Source organism: Sulfuriferula sp., assembly GCF_054605375.1.
In genome coordinates this window covers 45387-61631 of sequence record NZ_JBTSEG010000008.1, presented here as the reverse complement: position 1 = coordinate 61631, position 16245 = coordinate 45387, and the positions used below count along the sequence as shown (strand labels likewise).

The following is a 16245-nucleotide window of genomic DNA, read 5'->3' as shown; positions in this document are numbered from 1 at the left end:
TCAAGTCCCACCCAGAAATGCGCGGATAAGAGGTCCCAGTCCGGCCACCAGCAGCGCGGCCTCTTCCGAAGTCATCACCAGCGGCGGCACCAGCCGCACCACATTGTCGGCAGTCACGTTAATCAACAAGTGTTGTTCCCGTGCCAGCTTGACCAATTCGCCACAAGGGCGATCCAGTTCAATCCCGATCATCATACCCAGGCTGCGTATCTGCCTGATGCCCGTCACACCATCCAGCTCACGTTTGAGACCGGCCTCAATTTCGCCACCGGTACGGGACGCGTTAGCCAGCAGGCCGTCCTCTTCGATGATCCGCAAAGTCGCCAGTCCTGCTGCACAGGCCAGCGGATTGCCGCCAAATGTTGAGCCGTGGTTACCGGGCTGGAATACTTCCGCTGCAGCCCCGCGTGCGAGGCAGGCACCAATCGGCATGCCCGAGCCCAAGCCTTTGGCGGATGCAATCACATCCGGCAGCAGTGTGGTGTGCTGGAAACCAAACCAGGTACCGGTGCGGCCGATGCCGGTCTGCACTTCATCCAGCATCAACAGCCAGCCCTTATCGTCACAAATCCTGCGCAACGCGCCCAGGTATTCTTCATCCGGGATATTGACGCCGCCTTCACCCTGTATCGGCTCTACCAGGATGGCAACCACCTCCTGATTATGCTCGGCAACCTGACGCACCGCCTCGACATCGTTATAGGGCACCCGCGCAAAACCCGTCAATAATGGTTCGAAACCGGCCTGTACCTTGCGGTTGCCAGTCGCCGTCAGCGTTGCCATGGTGCGCCCATGAAAAGATTTTTCCATGACAATAATCGTGGGGGTGGTGATGCCTTTCTGGTGACCATACAGCCGCGCCAGCTTGATCGCTGCTTCGTTGGCCTCACATCCCGAGTTGCAGAAAAACACCTTGTCCATACCGGATAACCGGCATAAACGCTCAGCGAGTTCTTCCTGCAGCGGAATTTCGTAGTGATTCGACGTATGGATCAGCGTGCGCGCCTGTTCGCAGAGTGCGGCAGCCAGCTTGGGATGGGCATGCCCCAGCCCATTGACGGCGACGCCTGCCAATGCATCCATATATTTGTCACCGGCCTCGTCCCACAGCCACACGCCTTCACCGCGAACAAACGCCACGGGCTGACGCGCATAAGTATTCATCAAATAAGACATAGCCATTGACTTATAGAGAGGGTTAAAAAGCACACGGCGGCTTACGCCGCCGTGAGGTCATACCAATTGCTAACTTCAGGCCGCGTAATTTTGCGACACGAAATCCCAGTTTACCAGATTCCAGAACGCCTCTACATATTTGGGACGGGCGTTACGATAGTCCACATAGTAGGCATGTTCCCACACATCGCAGGTCATCAGCGCTTTTTGGCCGCTGGTCATCGGTGTCGCTGCATTACTGGTCGAGACAATATCAATCTGGCCATCAGCCATTTTGACCAGCCACGCCCAGCCTGATCCGAAAGTGCCTACAGCAGCCTTGCCGAAAGCTTCTTTGAACGCATCAAATGAACCCCACTTGGCCTTGATGGCATCGCCCAGCGCGCCACTTGGCTCACCACCACCGTTAGGGCTGAGACAGTTCCAGTAAAAAGTATGATTCCACACCTGGGCTGCGTTATTGAATACCCCGCCGGAAGATTTCTTGATGATTTCTTCCAGGGTCATGCTTTCAAATTCGTTGCCCTTGATCAGGTTATTCAGGTTGGTCACATAGGCCTGATGGTGCTTGCCATAGTGATACTCGAGAGTTTCCGCAGAAATATGCGGTTGCAAAGCATCTTTTGCGTAGGGTAAGACCGGTAATTCATGGATCATCGTTTTCTCCTTTAACAGATCATTGATAAACAAACTTAAAAGCCATATACGCCGCTATGCGCCCCCGCTGCCATAAAAAACAGCATGGGAATGGATAGCATGGTATTGGTACGCGACGCCAGGAAAGCCACCCTGCGTGCAGTATTCTTCTGGGCATCGGTGGCCTTGGCCAAACCCAGGATTTTCCGTTGATTGGGCCATATCAATACCCATACATTGAACAACATTATCGTACCCAGCCAAGCCCCTATCCCGATCACGGCATGGGATGGCTGCAGGCTGAATGCCGTTTTGAAATAAGGCCCCAGCAATGCGGCCCCGGCCAGCCAGGTCACCAACGCCGACCAGCGGAAAAACAGCAATGCGCGCGGCGCGACATGCTTGCTGATACCGGCGGCACTACCGTCGGCGGTTGCCGCTTTCATGGCATCGACCTGCACGAAATTAAAATAATACAGGAGCCCGATCCACATTACACCTGCCATCAGGTGCAGCCATCTGGCCAGCGCCGGTACAAGTTCCATCATACCCCCGGCAACAAAAAGTTTTTAAGAAACACATACAGCACCACGGTCAGTATCAGACCGGAAATAATCGTCCCCCACAATGAATCCAATGGATTTTTCACAATTTTATTTTCCTCAGGAGTTTTCTGGCAGCGGCGGGCAACAAATGCATCAGCCGTATATTGAGCCGAAACCATGCCAGGCGGCAAGGGCTGTTTTTAAGTAAAGTATCGGTTAGGCGTTTTTGGATTCTGTTCTACGTTGAATTCGAATGACATGAATTTCAACAGCCTGCTATAACGTCTGGCAACTAAACTGAAAAAAGCCGGTCTGGGTTAAATATCCCCCAAATCGCCGCTTCCGAAACGAATGAGCATGCACATTAGCGTACCAGTACATTAACCGATGCGCCATACTCTGTTAAAATACCAACAGGCATACAGCTAAAAACACCATAATGTCCGAGCCTTCCAATACTGAACTTATCATCCAGGGGTTGACCTCATCGGGGCGAACATTCCGCCCCAGCGATTGGGCCGAACGCCTGTCCAGCGTGTTGTCCACTTTTGGTGAAGACCACCGCATGACCTATTCGCCCTTCGTACGTCCCACGACGGTAGCTGGCGTGAAATGCGTTGTCGTCGATAAACAACTGCAGGTGGAACAGCCTGCCGCTTTCTCTTTCCTGATGAACTTCGCGCGTGAAAATGACCTGAAAGTGCTGGATCCGGCACAACCCGACGATCAGCAATAACCCGTTCTGCGGCACACATGGGGTTAGGCTGACGGCTGGCCCTTTACCCTACCCGGTTGTTCAATGCGAACTCGAACCTGCCGCCTCGAGCTTGGGCAGATCGGCAATCACCTGTTCGGAGTTACGGCCTGCGTCGGCGCCAGCATAGACCTTGGCAATCCTGCCCTGCGGGTCGATGACGAAAGTATTGCGCTTGGCCAGTTTCATCACAAACAGATTCATTACCGATCCATAACGCGCGGCCACCACGCCGTCTTTATCCGCGAGTAGCGGGAACGGCAAGCCGTGTTTTTTGGCGAATTCGGCGTGGCGGCTGGCGTCGTCTATGCTCACGCCCACCACCTCTGCATTGAGCTTGCGAATTTTCAGAATATCGTCGCGGAAGGCACACGCTTCCGTGGTGCACGCCGGTGTTTCATCTTTCGGGTAAAAATACAGCACCAGCCATTTGCCGCGATAGTCCACCAGATTCTGCAGTTTACCGTTCTGGTCGATCAGACTGAAATCCGGCGCCGGCTGTCCGGCCTGCGGCATCACTGCCGCCTGGCTGGAACGCATCCAGACCAGCGCCAGTGCGGCGGCCATGGCAACAAACAGAATAATGTATTTCATGCTTTACCTCTCGAATGTGCGGGCCACGCCCAGAAATGCATCAATAATGCAGCAGTCATTGCCAGCGCGCCAGCATAACGGAACGCCCACTCAGCCGACTGCAACTGCCAGATCACCCCGAACGCCAAGCCCGCGGGAATCGCCGACAGACCAGTCATCAGGTGATACCAGCCGAATGCGGTGCCGCGCGTTTCCGCGTCGGCGAAGTCGCTGATCAGCGCACGTTCCGGGCCTTCGGCAAAACCGGTGGTAAAGCCGTAGAGGATAGCCACCGCCCACAGCCAGCCACTATGCGCCACCCAACCCAGCAGCATAAAGGTCACGCCAAACGCTGCCCAGCCGAACAATATCAGCGGCTCTTTACCAATCTTGTCTGCCAGCACGCCGCCGCGCGTGGCAGTCAGCGCCTTGGCCAGATTCATGGCTGCCCACAACAACAGCAGTTCGACCACACTCATCCCCAGTTCGTGCCCGCGCAGCACAATAAAGGTTTCTGAAGCACGTGCGAACGTGAATAACATCAGTACCAGCAGATAACGCCGTAGCGGCAATGCCAGCGTCGCCCAGGGCAACGACGATATCTGAACGGCAGGCGCCGATGTGGCCGGCCGGGGTTTCTCACCGATGCCAAATGCAATCAGCAACACCCCCATCACCCCCGGCACCGCGGACCACAGAATGACATGCGAGAGCGGCATGCCCGACCAGGCCAGCACGGCCGCTGCAATCAGGCTGCCACCGACCGCGCCCGCATTATCCAGCGCCCGGTGAAAACCAAACGCCAGCCCGCGGATTTCAGGCGGCGTCGCATCCGCCACCAGCGCATCACGCGGTGCACTGCGCAAGCCTTTCCCTACCCGATCCAAGCTACGCAAGGCGAGCAACATTGGCCAACTGCCTGCGATACCCAACAAGGGCCGAACCCCATTGGATAAGGTATAACCCGCGAGCGCCAATCCCTTGCGGCGACCGCCCAGTAAATCGGAGCGCGCCGTCCCGACCACAGCTTGAGCAAGGATGCGACGGCATCCGCCACACCTTCAACCAATCCCAACGCGACAGGTCCGGCCGCCAATACCGTGGCCAGCAGAATGGGGATCAACGGCACCACCATTTCCGAGGCCAGATCATTGAAAAAACTCACCAAACTAAGGACGATAACGGTACGAGGCAGACGCGGAAGGGGCATGGAAGTCTCTATGGCAGCTTATTTGAAACGACATAATAAGCTAGAATGCGAGGCTTGCCCCCGTAGCTCAGTGGATAGAGCATTCCCCTCCTAAGGGAAGGGCCACACGTTCGATTCGTGTCGGGGGCACCACACACCACAAAGGCCGACTTCATCAAGGAGTCGGCCTTTTTGCATTTCGAACATGGGCGATGAATCTGGGCGCCAAATGGCAAGTGCCAATGACGTAAATCGACCCTCAATAGGCCGTCGTGGTTTGCTGTTTGAACGTCCGTTTAGCAGTAAACAACGGCCTTCTGTAAACGGACGCCATCTGGCTTCAAGTGTTAAAATAATTTTTCGTACGCCAATTCTTATTCTGAGTCTGAACCCTTTTGATTTTTAGCAAGCCATGAAACATTTATCGAGCGATGACCGCGAACGTCAAAAGCGTAAGCGTAACCGGCTTGCTCGAACGCTCGCAAAAATAACACGTGCTAGACGGAATCACAAAAGGCGGAAGCTGCGTGACCCAAATCGTCTGCCAGCACTGCGTATTCATGCCCCGCAAGCGTTTGATGCTTACAATCTCCAAATGTACAGCGAATTAGCAACTTTTCTTGCCGCACTGCGGAAACATTTTCGCGACAATCCAGATCGCACCCTTTTGATTGACTTCTCAAGGACAAAACACTTCGACGCTAGCGGAACATTGCTGTTTTATGCGGAGCTCACCCGCCTGATTGAATATCGCGATAACTCTGTCAAAATCCGCTGCACGACACCAGGCAATGACCGCGCCAGCCAAGTCTTGGAACAGATTGGGGTTTACAAGCTCTGCAACCATCGGTCATATGGAACACCAACACGGCAGGATGTTGTGCATTGGCGAGTAGCACGTGGTCACTTGGTTGATAACACGATCTGCGCTCCCGCGATCGAGGAATTTGAGGGCCAGTTGGCTACGCCTCTCGTGGATGGGCTGCTCGGCGGTCTAGCAGAAGCCATGGCAAATGCCGTCCATCATGCCTACGATGGCCCCCGTGAGGACGGGTTAAACTACACAGTCATACGCGACTGGTGGATGTTTTCTCAAAAGAAAGACGGCTACCTTAGCGTTGTGTTTTGCGACCTCGGAGTTGGCATCCCGGCAACTCTTCCGGTCAAACGGCCCTGGTTAATTGAGCAGATTGAAAAGTTTGGTTACCCCATCAACGACGCTATCTGCATTAGGGAAGCAATTAATGAAGGTCGTAGTCAGACCGGTCTGTCAGGTCGAGGCCATGGTCTAGGAAACATCATCGATGTAGTTGAGAAAGTCCATGGCGGGATTGCTATTGTATCCAGCAACCGAGGATACTATCGTTCGAGTGAAGGTAAAGCGCATTTGGCTAATTATCGGGATAGCCTTATGGGCACATTGATATACTGGCACGTACCGTTGCAAGAAATGTCGCTTTTGAGCGAGGTTTAATATATGGAGCAAAAAATTGTGATTAACATTGCACGTGACTTCGGTCGCTATCCAGCTGGTCGCTATTTGACCGACGGCCCCTATAGCGGTCAGGCTTTCCGCGAAAATATTTTGAAGCCTGCGCTTAGCAGTGGCAACGAAATTGTATACATTGAATTCGACGGCGCGCGTGGTCTGGCATCTTCTTTTCTTGAAGAAGCGTTCGGGGGGTTGGTACGTGAAGGTTATAATTCGCAAACACTGCTAGATAGGTTGCAATTACAGAGCAATGATCCCACTCTTGTCCAGGAAATTAAAGAATATATTTCTAGCCAATCTAGTGCAGGCTCTCGCTAGGGATGTCCGATGCATGCGTAGCTGGTTGGACCAATGCGGTAAGTTGGGGCCTAATATTTTTAGGCTGGTTTGTCGTTCACAAAATCACCCTCAGGCAAGAGCGCCGCAAGGAAAAGCGGGAGGCTGCTCATAAAGTTTGCATTGAGTTGCGCGAGTTAGAACGTTTAGCCATAAACTTCCATACAGCGCTGGGACACGACAGTAGAAATGCTACAGATCTGCGACAGGGTGTCGCACGACTAATCAGCCATCTTCAACGTGCACCATTAAAAGAACTAGAAATCCGCAATCAGAGTTTGATCCAGCTCCGTCAAAGCATAACTCGCAAAAATGCAGATCCAAGTGATTTTTCGGCTCAAACTGCTGATAGCGACTTAGTACGAAACATACGGGATGCTATATCAGACTTGATTGAGGTTATTGAAGATAGTCGCGAGAGAAAATGGAAATAATGGCGCCGTTTTTCAGCATTCCACTGTTTCAGCCGATGTTGAAAATAGAATTGGTGTTAGGGATGCTCTGAACAACCCCGTCTGCCGCGCAGCGGCAGACGGGGTTGTTCAGAGCATCCTGAGGTCTAGGTTCAGGGTGGTTTGTTTCATGGGCTCAATATTGACACAATGTGCTCAGGTGCGGGGCGCGAAAGTGGGGGTTTTGCAGAGTTTCCTTAGATCAATGCAGCCGTTTACAGATGGCTCCTTACCACTGAACGGACTTTCGACGAACGTACTCAACAGCCTTTTCTTGGTACAACTCAGTCAACCGCCAGCAGATTGAATAAACGCCGACATTCCCAATGCCAAGTTTCATCTCCTCGATGCACCATGTTAATTGCTTCCAAAACCTTGATCCACTCGTAAACAGAGCATTGTGGTCACTATTTATTTGTCACAACAAATGCCAGCCACGCACCATAATTTTGATGGGTGCGCTGACATCATTACGCCGCCGTTATTTTGACTTCGCACCTTTAACGGTGGAAGGATAACCTGCCTGCGTCGTGGCATTGATTATCTGCTTGATATTGGTTTTCGCATCATCGTAGACCACGACTTCTTCTCTTGTCTCGGGTGTTGCGGTCGCGCTGATCACGCCGGGCAGTTTTTTCAGCGCTACCCTGACGGTAATCGGGCATATTTCGCAATCCATATTCGGGATATCCAGTGTCACCGTCTTCTGTGCGGCAAACGCGGGAGTGATGGACAAGCCTGAAACAGAGAAAATAGCGGCAAGCAGTAAAAGGCGGGTATTCATATTCAGATTCTCCTTGAACAAATTGAATTAATAAAATAACGGGGCGATATAGGGGAAAACCAGGGCGATGGTCATGACCGCCGCCACCACCCAGAACAGCACTTTGTAAACGCGGTTGGTTTGCGGCAGCGCGCACAGCGAACCAGGTTTGCAGTCCTGCGCAGCGGGGGCACCATAAATTTTCCGGTAGGCAAGCACCATGAACACAATGCCGACGCCCAGGAATAGCGGCCGATACGGCTCGAACACCGCCAGATTGGCGATCCATGCACCGCCGATACCCATCAGCACCAGCACCAGTGGCGCCACACAACACAGGGAAGCCGCAATCGCGGCTGCGATGCCACCAATGAGTGGCCAGCTACCCGCCTGTTTACCTTGAGACATGACTTCTCCTTCAATTTTTATCGAGGGAACGAATGATCCCGTTGCGTTACCCAAGCACCGTATGAGAGGCGATTTTTGCTGCCCGATACGGTTGGAAAATTCAGGATAAATTCCGTACTATGGTACGGAGTCAACGAGATTTTAGAGGAGCTGATCAACATGCATCACCGGGACATGACCATCGGCATGCTGGCTCGCCAGGCCGGCGTCAATCTGGAAACCATCCGTTACTATCAACGCCGCGGACTACTCACAGCGCCTGCCAAGCCGCTCGGCGGTATCCGGCGCTACACCGATACTGACATGACGCGCATCAAGTTCATCAAGCGCGCGCAGCATCTGGGCTTCACCCTGGAGGAAGTCGGCGCGCTGCTGAAACTGGAGGATGGCACCCACTGCACCGAAGCGCGCAGCATCGCGGTCGAAAAGCTGGCCGATGTGAAAAAACGTCTGGAAGGGCTGCGCGGAATCGAGCTATCCCTGCAAAAGCTGGTAAGCGAATGTGCGACCCAGAAAGGCGACGTGCACTGCCCTTTGATTGCCTCATTGCTGGAAAGCTGACATGCCGGGTTAAAATGCCCGCATGTATACCCTCCTCCGCCCTCTGCTGTTCCGGTTTGATGCTGAAACCGCCCATCACCTCACGCTGACTTCGTTGCAACTGGCCTATCGGCTGGGTTTGTCACGACTGATTGCGCCGCCTACGCATGGCACCCCGGTTACCTGCATGGGCATCGATTTCCCCAATGGCGTGGGCCTGGCCGCCGGCCTGGACAAGAACGGCGCCTATATCGACGCGCTCGCCGCGCTCGGTTTCGGTTTTATCGAAATCGGCACCGTCACGCCGCGCCCGCAGCCGGGCAACCCCAAACCGCGCCTGTTCCGGCTGCCGCAAGCCGAGGCCATCATCAACCGCATGGGCTTCAACAATGACGGCGTGGATGCACTCATCGCCAATGTGCGCGCCGCCAAATTTAGCGGCGTGCTCGGCATCAACATCGGCAAGAATTTCGATACGCCGATCACCCGCGCCGCCGACGATTATCTGGCCTGTTTGCAGGCGGTGTATCCGCATGCCAGCTATGTCACGGTGAATATTTCCTCGCCCAACACCAAAAATCTGCGCGACCTGCAATCCGGCGCGGCCTTGTCCGATCTGCTGGGCAAGCTGAAAGCCGGGCAGACCCAGCTGGCGCAGCAACATGGCCGGTATGTGCCACTGGCGGTAAAAATCGCCCCCGACCTGAACGATGAGCAGATTGCCGAAATCGCCCAGCTGCTGCGCAAGCACCAGCTCGATGGCGTCATCGCCACCAATACCACGCTGGCTCGCGATGGTGTGGAAAAACTGCCCCACGGCAACGAAACCGGCGGTTTGTCCGGGGCGCCCGTGCGCGATGCTGCCACCCGGGTCATCGGCAAGCTGGCGACTGCCCTGGCCGGAGAAGTACCCATCATCGGCGTTGGCGGCATACTCGCGGCACACGATGCGAGCGAAAAAATCCGTGCCGGCGCGAGCCTGATCCAGCTCTACAGCGGTCTCATTTATCGCGGCCCGGCGCTGGTGGCGGAATGTGTAGAAGCGCTGCGCGATGAGATGCATATTAAAAATACTGCCGGATAATTCCACAAAGCCGTGAACAACCGACACCAGGCAAGGTCAGAGTGACTTGGCGACAAGGACATGCTCACATGAGCGGCAAGGCGTTTGCACATCTTTTTTTCTGGCTGTTACTCGCATGGAGCGGTGCAGGCATTGCATTCTCCGATGTTCTCCCCAGCTTCCACCAGGTTGAAGCCGCGCATCGTCCATCCGAAGCCTGGCTGGTGGATCGCAATGGCGCACCGCTCGACATACTGAATATCGATCCCAGAATACGCCGTCTGCCCTGGGTGCCCCTGCGTGAGCTGTCACCGGCAATGCGGCACGCGCTGATTGTGTCGGAGGACAAACGTTTTTATCAGCATTCCGGCGTGGACTGGCGCGCCTTCATCGGCGCCGCCTGGGAAAATCTGGTGTATGACACGCATCGCGGCGCTTCCACACTCACCATGCAACTGGTGGGCATGCTCGATCCGGCGCTGTATCGCCACGCCGGGGGCCGGACTTACACGCAGAAATGGGATCAAATCAAGGCTGCGCGCAGCATGGAAAAAACCTGGAGCAAGGCGCAGATACTCGATGCCTATCTGAACACCGTGACATTTCGCGGCAATCTGTCCGGCATCAATGCCGCCGCCCAGGGCCTGTTCGGTCAGGAGCCCTCCAAACTGAACAAGGCCGAGTCCAGCATACTCGCGGCGCTGCTGCGCGGGCCCAATGTTAAAGCCGCAATCGTGGCAGAACGCGCCTGCGGTGTGGCGCGGCAACTTTCCATACCGCGCCCCTCATGCGCAACCGTCACAGCACTGGCCTACAAAAGCCTGGACATACCACCCCATATCGATTTTGGCGAGCAACTGGCGCCCAGCGTCGCACGCATGTTTCTGCATACGCCCGGTGAACGGATGCAGGTCAGTCTGGATGCCGGACTGCAGCGCTTTGCCATTCAAACGCTGCAAGGCAAGCTGATGTCACTTAGAAGCAACAAGGTTGACGCGGGGGCTGTGGTGATACTCAACAACCAGACGGGTGAAGTGCTTGCCTACGCGAATTCCGGTTCCTGCCCATCCGATACGCAACCAGTCGACTATGCCGCCCTCCCGCAACCAGCGGCCGAAACGCTCCAGCCGTTCCTGTATGGCCTGGCGATCGAGAACCGCCAGTTGACTGCCGCCTCTTTTCTGAATAATTCATCATTGGCGCTGCAAACTCCGGCCGATGAAGATGCATGGCAAAACGACAGCGATGAACTCGATAACCGGGTCACCCTGCGCACGGCGCTGGCTTCTTCGTTACACACCCCCGCAGCACGAACCCTGGACCTGGTCACCCCGGCCGTTTTTTATATTCGCCTGCGCGTACTCGGGTTATTTCCAGCGAATAATCCCATACCGCCGCGCGATGCTTACACGCCAGGCGATGCGGCCGTTTCGTTGATTGATCTGGCCAATGCATACCGGGTACTGGCCAATGGCGGCATACTCAAACCCTTGAGTTTCCGTGTCGGTGGCCTGGCGGGCACCAGGCAAATCATGCCTGCGCCGGTCGCCGCCATTGTCACCAGCATTCTGGCTGACAGCGGCGCACGCGCGATGAAGCCCGGGCTGGACAGCGCCCTGACGACATCCGGCTTTGCGGCCGTGAAAACCGGCATCAGCCAGGATAAACGCAGCAACTGGAGCGTGGGCTTTTCAGAAAAATACACGGTGGCCGTCTGGGTGGGCAATGTCTCGGGCGGAACCATGCTGAATGTTTCCGACGTTAACGGTGCCGCACGTGTATGGCAGACATTAATCAACAAACTGAATGCCGTCCAGCCGAGCCATATTCCGGTACTGCCTGGTGGGGTCGTCGTGCAGACAGTGCGTTTCGAGCCGCCACTGGAATCTCCGCGACGCGAATTGTTTCTGCCCGGTACCGAGCACAGCGTGGTTACCCTTGCAGGCAATACAGGGGCGCCGCAGATTATCGGCCCTGTATCGTTGACCCTGAATACCGATATACCTTCAGCATGGCAGAAAATACGGTTCTATAGCCGGCCTATGCATTGGCAGTGGAACTGGCTGGTAGACGGTGAACCCGCACCGCTGGAATGGCTCCAACCGGATGGCAGCCTGCTCTATACACCCCAGTCGGGGACGCATCAGATCAGGCTTGTTGATGGACAGGATCAAATACTGGACACGCTATCTTTCACGGTACAGGCACACTCCGCCCCATAAGGGCCTATGCTAACCTCATCATCGTAGCGAGGACATTCACATGCTGATTGGCATCCCCAAGGAAACCAAAGATCACGAATATCGCGTCGCCCTCACCCCGGATAGTGTCACTGCACTACTGGCGGCAGGGCATCAGGTCCGTGTGCAAAGCGGCGCCGCTGCGCGCATCGGCTTTACCGACGACCATTACCGCGCGGCAGGTGCACAGGTTATGAATGACGCAGCGGCCGTGTACGAGGCGGAACTCATCGTTAAAGTCAAAGAGCCGCAAGCCGCGGAAATCCCGCTGCTGCGCGCAGGACAAATGCTATTCAGCTATCTGCATCTGGCCGCCGCGCCCGAACTGACTGCGCAACTGCTCGACAAAAAAATAATCGGGATCGGTTTCGAAACCGTCACCAGTGCCAGCGGCACACCGCTACTTGCGCCCATGTCCGCAGTAGCCGGGCGCATCGCAGTACAAGCGGGCGCGCAGGCATTGACCATGGCGAGCGGCGGCAACGGCACGCTGCTGCCGGGGGTGGCCGGCGTGGCGCCCGGCAAAGTCACCATCGTCGGGGCCGGCATGGTCGGCGCCAACGCCGCGCGGGTCGCCGCCGGGATGGGCGCAGAGGTCACCGTGCTTGACCGGAGCATGGACAAGCTGCGCTATTTCGATGACCTCTATCAGGGCCGGCTCAAGACGCGTTATTCCGACACGGCGGCGCTGGTCGAGTTGATAGCCGAGGCTGATTTGGTCATTGGTGCCGTGTTGTTGCCGGGCCGCAAGGCACCCAAGCTGATTACCCGGGAAATGCTGGCCACGATGCGCCCGGGATCGGTATTGGTGGATGTCTCGATCGACCAGGGCGGCTGCGCAGAGACTTCACGCCCCACCAGCCATTCCCATCCCACCTATGTTGAGGAAGGTGTGGTGCATTACTGCGTGACCAATATGCCGGCCGCCTGCGCCCGCACTGCAACCCGGGCACTGGCCAGCGTGGTGCTGCCGTATGCGCTGCGCCTGGCAAATCAGGGCATGGCAGCCTTGCTTGCCGACAAGGGATTCCTGGATGGCTTGAATGTCTATCTGGGGGCGGTTACCCACCCCGCTGTCGCGGAAGATACCGGGCATACCTACGTGGCGCCCAACATCCAGTAGAACGCTGTCAGAACCCTGTCAGGGGAAATCCGTAGACTATTTGCCGTCTATCCGACCGGATAGGGCTCGTTTTCCCCTACTTAAACCTTACGCATGCTTGAATACAGCAGCCATGGGAAGGATAATGGCGGACATATTGCATCTGAACCAATAATGGATATCCAGAACTACATTCTGATTTTGATCGGCACGGTTTTCGTCAACAACATCGTCATGGCGAAAATCCTGGGGCTGTGCCCGTTCATGGGCGTCTCCAAAAGCCTGGAAACCGCCATCGGCATGGGTGCCGCCACGACCTTTGTGTTAACTCTGGCATCCGGTTCCAGTTATCTGATCAACCAGTACCTGCTGGGTACCGATCTGACTTATCTGCGCACGCTGTCGTTTATCGTGGTGATTGCGGGCATCGTCGGTTTCACCGAAATGTTCGTACGCAAGACCAGCCCGGTGCTGTTTCGCGTGCTGGGCATTTATCTGCCGCTGATCACGACCAATTGCGCAGTACTGGGGATTCCGCTGCTGAATGTGCAGGCTCAGCATAACTTCATCCAGTCGCTGTTTTTCGGCTTTGGCGGCGCGGTGGGTTTCTCCATGGTGCTGGTGCTGTTTGCAGGCATGCGCGAGCGCCTGGATGGCGCAGACATACCCGCCGCATTCCGCGGTACCAGCATTGCGATGGTGACCGCCGGCCTGATGAGTCTCGCATTCATGGGCTTTGCCGGTCTGGTGAAATAAGGTGCTGTCCGCGATCCTGGTGATGTCGGGTCTGGCTGTATTCCTTGGCGCTGCGCTGGGATTTGCGGCCGTGCGCTTCAAGGTGCATGAAGACCCCATTGTCGAACAAATCGACGCCATCCTGCCGCAGACCCAATGCGGCCAATGCGGATTTCCCGGATGCAAACCCTATGCAACGGCCATTGCCAATGGCGACGCGGAAATCAATCAGTGCCCGCCCGGCGGCGAAGACGGTATCCACAAACTGGCCGAACTGCTGGGCGTGGAATTCAAACCGCTCAACGCCGAACATGGCGAACCCAAGCCGAAATCGGTAGCCGTCATCGACGAAACCACCTGTATCGGCTGCACGTTGTGCATCCAGGCCTGCCCGGTGGATGCCATTCTCGGCGCAGCCAAACAGATGCATACCATCATCGCCCCCGAATGTACCGGCTGTGAATTGTGTGTCGCCCCCTGTCCCGTGGATTGCATCAGCATGGCGCCGACTGCAGAGGATGTCGCCTCCTGGAAATGGAAGTATCCGGTGATCAAACTGAAAGTCGCTTGATGACCCGCCAACTCTACGAATTCAATGGTGGCGTCCACCCCGAAGGACACAAACACGCATCCACCAGCCGCCCGATCGGCATCGCGCCGTTACCCAAGGTATTGATCGTGCCGTTGCGCCAGCATATCGGCCAGCCTGCCAAACCGGTGGTGGTGGTAGGCGAGCAGGTATTGAAAGGCCAGATGATCGGCCAGGCTGACGGCTATGTTTCGATAGCGGTGCATGCGCCGACCTCCGGCACGGTGACCGAAATTGCGCATCATGTCGTCGCGCATCCATCCGGACTCACTGACCTGTGCGTGACCATCGCACCGGACGGCGCAGATCGCTGGATCGAGCACAGCGCGCTGGATTATCGCAATATGGACCCGAGCCATCTGCGCAACCTGCTGCGCGAACTCGGTATCGCCGGCCTGGGCGGCGCGGTGTTCCCCAGCTTTATCAAGCTCAACCCGGGCGCGACGCAAAAGGTGCCGACCCTGATTCTCAATGGCGGCGAATGCGAGCCATGGATCACTTGCGACGATATGCTGATGCGCGAACGCGCCGCCGAAATCCTCGCGGGCGCCGCCGTGATGCGCCACATGCTGCACAGCGACGAAGTGCTGGTCGGCATCGAAGACAACAAACCCGAAGCCATCGCCGCGATGCAAGCCGCCGCCAGCCAATGCGATTTCGCGGTGGAAGTGGTCGCCGTACCCACCCTTTACCCTGGCGGCGGCGCCAAGCAACTCATCAAGACCCTGACCGGCAAGGAAGTGCCGTCGGGCGGACGCTCCACGGACATCGGCGTCGCCACTTTCAACATCGGCACCGCCTATTCATTGCATCGCGCAGTCAATCATGGCGAACCGCTGATTTCACGCATCGTCACCATCACCGGCAATGTGCACCGCCCGCAAAATTTTGAAGCATTGATCGGTACCCCGCTCACTGAGTTGGTGCGGTTGACCGGTTCAACCCGCGACGATACCAGTGGCTACGTGATGGGTGGCCCGATGATGGGCTTCGACCTGACCAGCACCGAGGTACCGATGGTCAAGGCGGCCAACTGCATTCTGGTCAAATCGCCCGTGCTGTTTCCACCCGCACCGCCAGCCATGCCGTGCATCCGCTGCGGGCGATGCGCGCAAGCCTGCCCGGCGGATCTGCAACCCCAGGAGTTATACTGGTTCGCGCGTGCGAAAAATTTCGGCAAAACGCAGGAATACAATCTGTTCGACTGCATCGAATGCGGCTGTTGCAGTTATGTCTGCCCCAGCCATATCCCGCTGGTTCAATACTATCGCTATGCCAAGAGCGAAATCTGGGCCAAGGAAAAAGACAAGAAGGCCGCCGATCTGGCACGTGACCGGCATGAGTTTCGTCAGCTGCGCATTGAGCGCGAGCAGCAGGAACGCGCCGCCAAACTGGCGTTGAAAGCCAGTGCCAAACTCGCTGAAGCGACCGCGGACAAGCCGGATGATGCCGATGCCGCAAAAAAAGCCGCGATCCAGGCCGCGATCGCACGTACCAAAGAAAAAAAGGACGACGTGGCCCCGCGCAATGTCGAAAATTTACCCCCGGAAAAGCGGCAGGAAATTGCCGACATCGAAGCGCGCCGCGCCAAAATCCGCGCAATGGCGCAGGATACGGTAGACAAATGAATCCGCTACATGCACAACTCCTCA

The 16245-nt window shown here is 56.1% G+C and carries 20 protein-coding genes and 1 tRNA gene; 12 read left to right on the top strand and 9 right to left on the bottom strand.

All coding sequences use genetic code 11. The features are described from left to right. The 4 genes from ACYCZJ_RS06745 to ACYCZJ_RS06730 form a co-directional block, all read right to left on the bottom strand. Window positions 1-1176, bottom strand: coding sequence for an acetylornithine/succinylornithine family transaminase (locus tag ACYCZJ_RS06745; RefSeq protein WP_461553455.1), 1176 nt, complete (start codon window positions 1174-1176; stop codon window positions 1-3). A gap of 75 nt (window positions 1177-1251) precedes the next feature. After that, window positions 1252-1833, bottom strand: a complete 582-nt coding sequence (locus ACYCZJ_RS06740) for a superoxide dismutase (protein ID WP_461553454.1) — start codon at window positions 1831-1833, stop codon at window positions 1252-1254. A 35-nt stretch (window positions 1834-1868) separates the two neighbouring features. Continuing rightward, window positions 1869-2357 carry a urate hydroxylase PuuD gene (locus ACYCZJ_RS06735; RefSeq protein ID WP_461553499.1) on the bottom strand — a complete coding sequence of 163 codons (489 nt, stop codon included), beginning with the start codon at window positions 2355-2357 and terminating at the stop codon, window positions 1869-1871. After that, complete coding sequence (locus ACYCZJ_RS06730; protein WP_461553453.1) at window positions 2357-2536, bottom strand: hypothetical protein; 180 nt, start codon at window positions 2534-2536, stop codon at window positions 2357-2359. The genes ACYCZJ_RS06735 and ACYCZJ_RS06730 overlap by 1 nt, the downstream gene beginning before the upstream one ends. Before the next feature lie 260 nt (window positions 2537-2796). On the opposite strand from ACYCZJ_RS06730, the gene ACYCZJ_RS06725 reads away from it, so the two are divergent. After that, entirely contained in the window at window positions 2797-3093 is a 297-nt protein-coding gene (locus tag ACYCZJ_RS06725; RefSeq protein ID WP_461553452.1) for a DUF3579 domain-containing protein, read from the top strand. 60 nt (window positions 3094-3153) lie between these two features. Here the strand turns inward: ACYCZJ_RS06725 and ACYCZJ_RS06720 are convergent, their stop codons facing one another. From ACYCZJ_RS06720 to ACYCZJ_RS06710, 3 genes are read right to left on the bottom strand one after another with little or no spacing between them, the layout of a single operon-like run. Next, entirely contained in the window at window positions 3154-3705 is a 552-nt protein-coding gene (locus ACYCZJ_RS06720) for a peroxiredoxin (protein ID WP_461553451.1), read from the bottom strand. Beyond that, window positions 3702-4661, bottom strand: coding sequence for an MFS transporter (locus ACYCZJ_RS06715; protein WP_461553498.1), 960 nt, complete (start codon window positions 4659-4661; stop codon window positions 3702-3704). The genes ACYCZJ_RS06720 and ACYCZJ_RS06715 overlap by 4 nt, the downstream gene beginning before the upstream one ends. Continuing rightward, on the bottom strand, window positions 4559-4894 hold the full coding sequence (locus ACYCZJ_RS06710) for a hypothetical protein (protein ID WP_461553502.1): 336 nt from the start codon (window positions 4892-4894) through the stop codon (window positions 4559-4561). The genes ACYCZJ_RS06715 and ACYCZJ_RS06710 overlap by 103 nt, the downstream gene beginning before the upstream one ends. 56 nt (window positions 4895-4950) lie before the next feature. Here ACYCZJ_RS06710 and ACYCZJ_RS06705 point away from each other — a divergent pair. The 4 genes from ACYCZJ_RS06705 to ACYCZJ_RS06690 all read left to right on the top strand — a co-directional run bounded on the left by ACYCZJ_RS06705 (window position 4951) and on the right by ACYCZJ_RS06690 (window position 7135). Next, a tRNA-Arg gene (locus ACYCZJ_RS06705) sits at window positions 4951-5026 on the top strand. Window positions 5027-5285: 259 nt separating this feature from the next. Next, window positions 5286-6347 carry a hypothetical protein gene (locus ACYCZJ_RS06700; RefSeq protein ID WP_461553450.1) on the top strand — a complete coding sequence of 354 codons (1062 nt, stop codon included), beginning with the start codon at window positions 5286-5288 and terminating at the stop codon, window positions 6345-6347. Window positions 6348-6350: 3 nt separating this feature from the next. Next, complete coding sequence (locus ACYCZJ_RS06695; protein ID WP_461553449.1) at window positions 6351-6683, top strand: STAS-like domain-containing protein; 333 nt, start codon at window positions 6351-6353, stop codon at window positions 6681-6683. A 2-nt stretch (window positions 6684-6685) separates the two neighbouring features. Next, window positions 6686-7135, top strand: coding sequence for a hypothetical protein (locus ACYCZJ_RS06690; RefSeq protein WP_461553448.1), 450 nt, complete (start codon window positions 6686-6688; stop codon window positions 7133-7135). Between the two features lie 499 nt (window positions 7136-7634). On the opposite strand, the gene merP is transcribed toward ACYCZJ_RS06690, so the two are convergent. Then, the gene (gene merP, locus ACYCZJ_RS06685) at window positions 7635-7937 is read right to left on the bottom strand and encodes a mercury resistance system periplasmic binding protein MerP (RefSeq protein ID WP_461553447.1); all 303 of its coding nucleotides are present in this window, start codon (window positions 7935-7937) and stop codon (window positions 7635-7637) included. 27 nt (window positions 7938-7964) lie between these two features. Next, complete coding sequence (locus tag ACYCZJ_RS06680) at window positions 7965-8324, bottom strand: mercuric ion transporter MerT (RefSeq protein WP_461553446.1); 360 nt, start codon at window positions 8322-8324, stop codon at window positions 7965-7967. A gap of 159 nt (window positions 8325-8483) precedes the next feature. On the opposite strand from ACYCZJ_RS06680, the gene merR reads away from it, so the two are divergent. The 7 genes from merR (at window position 8484) to rsxC (ending at window position 16221) form a co-directional block, all read left to right on the top strand. Next, window positions 8484-8885 (top strand): Hg(II)-responsive transcriptional regulator, encoded by a 402-nt coding sequence (gene merR / locus ACYCZJ_RS06675; RefSeq protein WP_461553445.1) that lies wholly within the window; start codon window positions 8484-8486, stop codon window positions 8883-8885. A gap of 22 nt (window positions 8886-8907) precedes the next feature. Then, a complete protein-coding gene (locus ACYCZJ_RS06670) occupies window positions 8908-9948 on the top strand; it encodes a quinone-dependent dihydroorotate dehydrogenase (RefSeq protein WP_461553444.1) in 1041 nt (346 codons plus the stop codon). Window positions 9949-10016: 68 nt separating this feature from the next. Beyond that, window positions 10017-12149, top strand: a complete 2133-nt coding sequence (locus tag ACYCZJ_RS06665; protein WP_461553443.1) for a transglycosylase domain-containing protein — start codon at window positions 10017-10019, stop codon at window positions 12147-12149. A gap of 40 nt (window positions 12150-12189) precedes the next feature. Further along, window positions 12190-13290 carry an alanine dehydrogenase gene (ald, locus tag ACYCZJ_RS06660; protein WP_461553442.1) on the top strand — a complete coding sequence of 367 codons (1101 nt, stop codon included), beginning with the start codon at window positions 12190-12192 and terminating at the stop codon, window positions 13288-13290. 153 nt (window positions 13291-13443) lie between these two features. Then, window positions 13444-14025 carry an electron transport complex subunit RsxA gene (rsxA, locus tag ACYCZJ_RS06655; RefSeq protein WP_461553441.1) on the top strand — a complete coding sequence of 194 codons (582 nt, stop codon included), beginning with the start codon at window positions 13444-13446 and terminating at the stop codon, window positions 14023-14025. 1 nt (window position 14026) lies between these two features. Next, a complete protein-coding gene (gene rsxB, locus ACYCZJ_RS06650; protein WP_461553440.1) occupies window positions 14027-14575 on the top strand; it encodes an electron transport complex subunit RsxB in 549 nt (182 codons plus the stop codon). After that, complete coding sequence (gene rsxC / locus ACYCZJ_RS06645; protein WP_461553497.1) at window positions 14575-16221, top strand: electron transport complex subunit RsxC; 1647 nt, start codon at window positions 14575-14577, stop codon at window positions 16219-16221. Before rsxB ends, rsxC begins: the two co-directional genes overlap by 1 nt. The last annotated feature ends 24 nt before the right edge of the window (window positions 16222-16245 follow it).

Excerpts from the sequence above, each read along its gene's own strand:
- merP (WP_461553447.1), bottom strand. The coding sequence starts at position 7,937 with ATGAATACCCGCCTTTTACTGCTTGCCGCTATTTTCTCTGTTTCAGGC.
- ACYCZJ_RS06735 (WP_461553499.1), bottom strand. The coding sequence starts at position 2,357 with ATGGAACTTGTACCGGCGCTGGCCAGATGGCTGCACCTGATGGCAGGT.
- ald (WP_461553442.1), top strand. The coding sequence starts at position 12,190 with ATGCTGATTGGCATCCCCAAGGAAACCAAAGATCACGAATATCGCGTC.
- ACYCZJ_RS06740 (WP_461553454.1), bottom strand. The coding sequence starts at position 1,833 with ATGATCCATGAATTACCGGTCTTACCCTACGCAAAAGATGCTTTGCAA.
- rsxA (WP_461553441.1), top strand. The coding sequence starts at position 13,444 with ATGGATATCCAGAACTACATTCTGATTTTGATCGGCACGGTTTTCGTC.
- ACYCZJ_RS06665 (WP_461553443.1), top strand. The coding sequence starts at position 10,017 with ATGAGCGGCAAGGCGTTTGCACATCTTTTTTTCTGGCTGTTACTCGCA.
- ACYCZJ_RS06700 (WP_461553450.1), top strand. The coding sequence starts at position 5,286 with ATGAAACATTTATCGAGCGATGACCGCGAACGTCAAAAGCGTAAGCGT.
- merR (WP_461553445.1), top strand. The coding sequence starts at position 8,484 with ATGCATCACCGGGACATGACCATCGGCATGCTGGCTCGCCAGGCCGGC.
- ACYCZJ_RS06680 (WP_461553446.1), bottom strand. The coding sequence starts at position 8,324 with ATGTCTCAAGGTAAACAGGCGGGTAGCTGGCCACTCATTGGTGGCATC.
- rsxC (WP_461553497.1), top strand. The coding sequence starts at position 14,575 with ATGACCCGCCAACTCTACGAATTCAATGGTGGCGTCCACCCCGAAGGA.
- ACYCZJ_RS06695 (WP_461553449.1), top strand. The coding sequence starts at position 6,351 with ATGGAGCAAAAAATTGTGATTAACATTGCACGTGACTTCGGTCGCTAT.
- ACYCZJ_RS06710 (WP_461553502.1), bottom strand. The coding sequence starts at position 4,894 with ATGCCCCTTCCGCGTCTGCCTCGTACCGTTATCGTCCTTAGTTTGGTG.
- ACYCZJ_RS06730 (WP_461553453.1), bottom strand. The coding sequence starts at position 2,536 with ATGGTTTCGGCTCAATATACGGCTGATGCATTTGTTGCCCGCCGCTGC.
- ACYCZJ_RS06745 (WP_461553455.1), bottom strand. The coding sequence starts at position 1,176 with ATGTCTTATTTGATGAATACTTATGCGCGTCAGCCCGTGGCGTTTGTT.
- ACYCZJ_RS06670 (WP_461553444.1), top strand. The coding sequence starts at position 8,908 with ATGTATACCCTCCTCCGCCCTCTGCTGTTCCGGTTTGATGCTGAAACC.
- ACYCZJ_RS06725 (WP_461553452.1), top strand. The coding sequence starts at position 2,797 with ATGTCCGAGCCTTCCAATACTGAACTTATCATCCAGGGGTTGACCTCA.
- ACYCZJ_RS06720 (WP_461553451.1), bottom strand. The coding sequence starts at position 3,705 with ATGAAATACATTATTCTGTTTGTTGCCATGGCCGCCGCACTGGCGCTG.
- ACYCZJ_RS06690 (WP_461553448.1), top strand. The coding sequence starts at position 6,686 with ATGTCCGATGCATGCGTAGCTGGTTGGACCAATGCGGTAAGTTGGGGC.